Source organism: Deltaproteobacteria bacterium, from assembly GCA_016874775.1.
Classification (GTDB): domain Bacteria; phylum Desulfobacterota; class Binatia; order Bin18; family Bin18; genus VGTJ01.
This window is the reverse complement of record VGTJ01000299.1, coordinates 1-4,226: the sequence shown is the minus strand read 5'-3', so window position 1 is coordinate 4,226 and position 4,226 is coordinate 1. Positions and strand designations below refer to the sequence as shown.

At 52.4% G+C, this 4,226-nt stretch carries 3 protein-coding genes; all 3 read left to right on the top strand.

Annotated elements, in window-relative coordinates; all coding sequences use genetic code 11:
* Positions 1 to 475 precede the first annotated feature (475 nt).
* The gene (locus FJ147_27615) at positions 476 to 1,456 is read left to right on the top strand and encodes a WYL domain-containing protein (GenBank protein ID MBM4259653.1); all 981 of its coding nucleotides are present in this window, start codon (positions 476 to 478) and stop codon (positions 1,454 to 1,456) included.
* Positions 1,457 to 1,785: 329 nt separating this feature from the next.
* On the top strand, positions 1,786 to 2,388 hold the full coding sequence (cas6, locus tag FJ147_27610; GenBank protein MBM4259652.1) for a type I-MYXAN CRISPR-associated protein Cas6/Cmx6: 603 nt from the start codon (positions 1,786 to 1,788) through the stop codon (positions 2,386 to 2,388).
* On the top strand, positions 2,385 to 4,118 hold the full coding sequence (gene cas3, locus FJ147_27605; GenBank protein MBM4259651.1) for a CRISPR-associated helicase Cas3': 1,734 nt from the start codon (positions 2,385 to 2,387) through the stop codon (positions 4,116 to 4,118). Before cas6 ends, cas3 begins: the two co-directional genes overlap by 4 nt.
* Positions 4,119 to 4,226 lie beyond the last annotated feature (108 nt).

Genomic DNA, 4,226 nt, shown 5'->3' with positions numbered 1-4,226 from the left:
CAATCATCGCCCACGAATAGCCGTCCGCTAATAATAAGAGGAGGTGGGCGCGTAAGCGCACGCGCTCATTGGCGCCTTTCCGATATTGCTCGAGCAACGCTTGGCGCTCCCGCTTGCTTATGCGAAGGTGTTCCCCGTCCATCGCTTCACCTCCGTAGGCACTGACAAACTTTATCCATTTGCCATCCTAGGAGGTGAAGCACTTTCCGTCCAATGGGTTTTTATTTAGAACGTAGGCTGGAATAAGCGGAGCGTTTCCAGCAACTTATGCGCGTGTCATAATTAGCACTAAAGTCCTACTACCTTTTGTGTAAAGTGGGGGTCACTCACCAAATTTTTTCTCTCTCCAGTAAGTCCCGGACCTGATTTTTTGACTTTGCCATATTGACTGTGATTTTTTAATAGCTGCTTGGGTGTTCTGCAACTACCTCAGCCTGACACGAAGGTCATGGATATCTGCGAAGGAGAGCAACAGATGTCCCGCAACGATCAAGTCACTCGCCAATGGTTCCTTTTGCAAAAGCTGGAAAGTCCACGTGGAGCGACGCTCCGAGAACTCGCCGCCGCGTTACCTGAAGATAGCCCTCGACATCCGCGCACGATTCGTCGCGACCTTGAGGCATTGGAAGTCCGCTTCCCCTTAATCACCGAACGGATCAATGGACAGACGCGCTGGCGCTTGATGGATGGGTATCGTCACGTTCCTCCACTTGCACTCTCCCCTACAGAACTCATGGCATTGGTCTTCAGTCGCGATTTATTGCAACCACTTGATGGAACAGAAATCAAAGCCTCGCTGGATTCTGCTCTCAACAAAGCAGCGACCGCGTTGCCAGCAGAAGGCACTACCTACGTCCAACAACTGCAGAGGTCATTTGCTGTTGGCTTAGGGCCACACAAGACCTACCGTCAGCATCAACAGACGATTGACAAACTGACGCGCGCCATTGCCCAATCTCGTACCATACAGATGCGCTACTACTCCGCTTCACGAGACGCCACCAATCGTCGCGAAGCCGACCCCTACAAGCTGTGGTACAACGACGGCGCACTGTATCTCATCGCGCACTGTCATCGTCGTAACGAGCCTCGCATGTTCGCGGTTGATCGCATTCAGACGCTCACGATCACGAACCAGCCGTGCCAGTTACCGTTGAACTTTGATCTCGATGCCTACGTCAGAGACGCGCTGGTAGCGATGCGCGGGAAACCACTTGAAGTTGAGTTGCTATTCGACCGACCAACAGCAGCGTGGGCCAAAGACCGGCAATGGCATCAGAGCCAACAGTGCACCTTTCACAAAGACGGACAGATGACCATGCGGCTGCAAGTAGCAGATACTAGCGAGTTAGTTGGCTGGATTTTACACTTTGGCAGCGGCGTACGGGTGATCGAACCACAGTCGTTACGGGAAAAAGTGAAAGAAGAAGCCCGAAAAATATTTTCACCAGAGTGACCTCGGATGTCACTCACGTTTGCTACGGTTCGCCCATGCATGAAAAAGCACTCAGTCCAGAAAGGAGACTGCAATGGCGGAGCTATGCCTATTTTATCCCTCGCCCCTTTTTTTTAATTCCCTCGCCCTTTTAGGGAGAGGGCTAGGGTGAGGGTGTTGCAATAGAGGGGAGACCGATGCGCACGACTCACAGCACTGCCTTTCTAAATCCCCTCGCCCTTTTAGGGAGAGGGCTAGGGTGAGGGTGTTGCAATAAGGGCTAAAACCGAGCGTCAGCTTCTTAATTCCCGCACTTCTCAGCATGGAAGTAAGGAAATCAACAATCAAACATGAGGGAATCTATGCCATACATCGATCTTGCTTTTCGCCTCAACGGAACCACTATTCCAGTCGATCACGGCTACGCACTCTACGCAGCACTCAGCCGCATAGCGCCCGAGGTGCACGAGGCCAAAGAACTTGGAGTGCAACCCATTCGCGGCGTATATGGCGGAGACGGGAAACTGCATTTAGCCGATTTCTCGCGGCTGATTCTTCGGTTGCCGGATGACCAGATTCGCATGTATCTCACCCTTGCGGGAAAGAAGCTGGACGTAGACGGACACTCGCTCCGTATCGGTATTCCAGAAGTTCTCCTTCTTCGCCCAGTGGCAAGCCTTCGTGCCCGGCTCGTAACCATTAAAGGCTTCATGGAGACAGAAACCTTTCTGGATGCAGTCAAGCGACAGTTACAAGACCTGCAAGTTGCGGGAGAAGCTCAAATAGGCGAGCGCAAAACCTTCCGCATCAAAGATAAACAAGTCGTGGGATTTTCACTGGGCATCACTAACCTCACCGCCGAAGAATCGTTGACCCTCCAAGAAAAAGGTCTTGGTGGTCGGCGGCGGATGGGGTGCGGGATGTTCGTGCCGGCGGAGGTACGCTCAACATGACTACTTTCAAAAGATTGCTGGCGAAAAGTAGTGACACCTCAGATACGCCACGTGGAGCCGAAACCCTGCCTGGTCACACGGCGAACGTGCTAGCAGCAGCCGAAGCATTACTGAACGGAACTGCAGACGCACAGTTGAGAGCCGTTGGACTACCTCTATCAGCCTGGTCCCTGCGTTTTCGTCGAACAGTTTTACTTGCTGCTTTTTGTCATGATCTCGGCAAAGCTAACGACCAATTTCAGACGATGGTTCGCCACCAGCGCAAAGAGCAACAAGCGATTCGCCACGAAGCGTTGTCCTTGCTCCTCGTTCAAGAAACCGAACTCCGCGCTTGGCTTACGACAGCTCTTGATAGTGCGGAAACGTTAGATTTTCTTTTATGGGCCGCCGCTGGACATCATAGGAAGTTCCCACCACCCGACCCTACCGCTGGAACTGGAATTCGACTTTCTCTTTTTCTCGGGCATGCAGATTTCCAACGAACGCTTGGCATAGGCGCGAAATGGCTCTCACTTTCTTCACCACCATCTTTATGTGATGTCACCTGGCAACTCACAGGTTTCAGTGCTCCGCAAAGGCGACTTCGTCAACTCGAAGTACAAGCATCCCGTTATTGGGCAACCTGTTCCGACGAACAGCGGCGGTTTCTCGCAGCCGTCAAAGCCTGTCTCATTGCTGCTGACGTAGCTGGTTCAGCACTCCCCAAAGAAGGCGAGAAAATTACCCTGTGGATTAAAGAGGCTCTTCAGCGTCAGCCTACGCCTGAGCAACTAGAAAAGATTGTGACAGACCGGCTTCAAGGTGTATCTCCTCGGCCATTTCAGGCCGCCCTGGGAAATACCACAGCCCGTGTTGTTCTTGCGCAGGCTGGCTGTGGTAGTGGCAAGACTATAGGTGCCTACCTGTGGGCTGCCCGCCGCGCTCCTGGGAAACGACTCTTTTTTTCTTATCCGACCACAGGAACGGCAACCGAAGGATTTCGTGACTACCTCATTGATCCTACGCTCGATACCCAGTTGATCCACGGGCGCGCAGCCGTCGATTTGGATTTACTTGGAGTAGATGATGAGAACGAACGTGAAGATCCGCTCGCTGCCCTGGAAACGTGGTCAACGCTTATTACTAGTTGCACCGTGGATACGGTCCTGGGGCTTACCCAGAATCGTCGTCGTGGGCTGTATGCCTGGCCGGCTTTGGTCAATGCAGCATTCATCTTTGATGAAATTCATGCATACGACGAGCGCTTATTCGGCGCATTACTCAGGTTCCTCTCAAATTGTCTAGGGGTGCCATGTCTATTGATGACAGCGAGTCTTCCCAGAGCAAGACGTGAAGCCATAGAGAAAGTTCTTCGTACACTCGGCGAATCACTCGAAGTCGTCACTGGCCCCGCTGACTTGGAAGCCTTACCTCGGTATCGGCGGTTACTCAGCGATGACCCTTGGTCAGTCGTAACCCAAGCCCTTAACCAAGGAGAAAAAGTGCTGTGGGTCGTGAATACCGTAGATCGCGCCCTCAAATTGGCTGATGAAGCCTCAAGTCGAAATCTCCACCCACTGGTGTATCACAGCCGGTTTCGCTATGAAGATCGCGTCCGTCAGCACGGTCGCGTTATCGCTGCATTTCGAGATGATGGACCTGTGCTAGCCGTCGCTACCCAGGTAGCAGAAATGAGCTTGGATCTTTCTGCAGACCTGTTGGTGACTGACTTAGGCATGGGCAAGAATTAAGTTACCGATTAAGAGCGAGGAAGAAGCGTATAGTTCCAATCGCCATGAAACTTACCGGGTTTGATATTGAGCGCTTGAAACTCATCGTCGGAGACCTGTAGGCCTTTG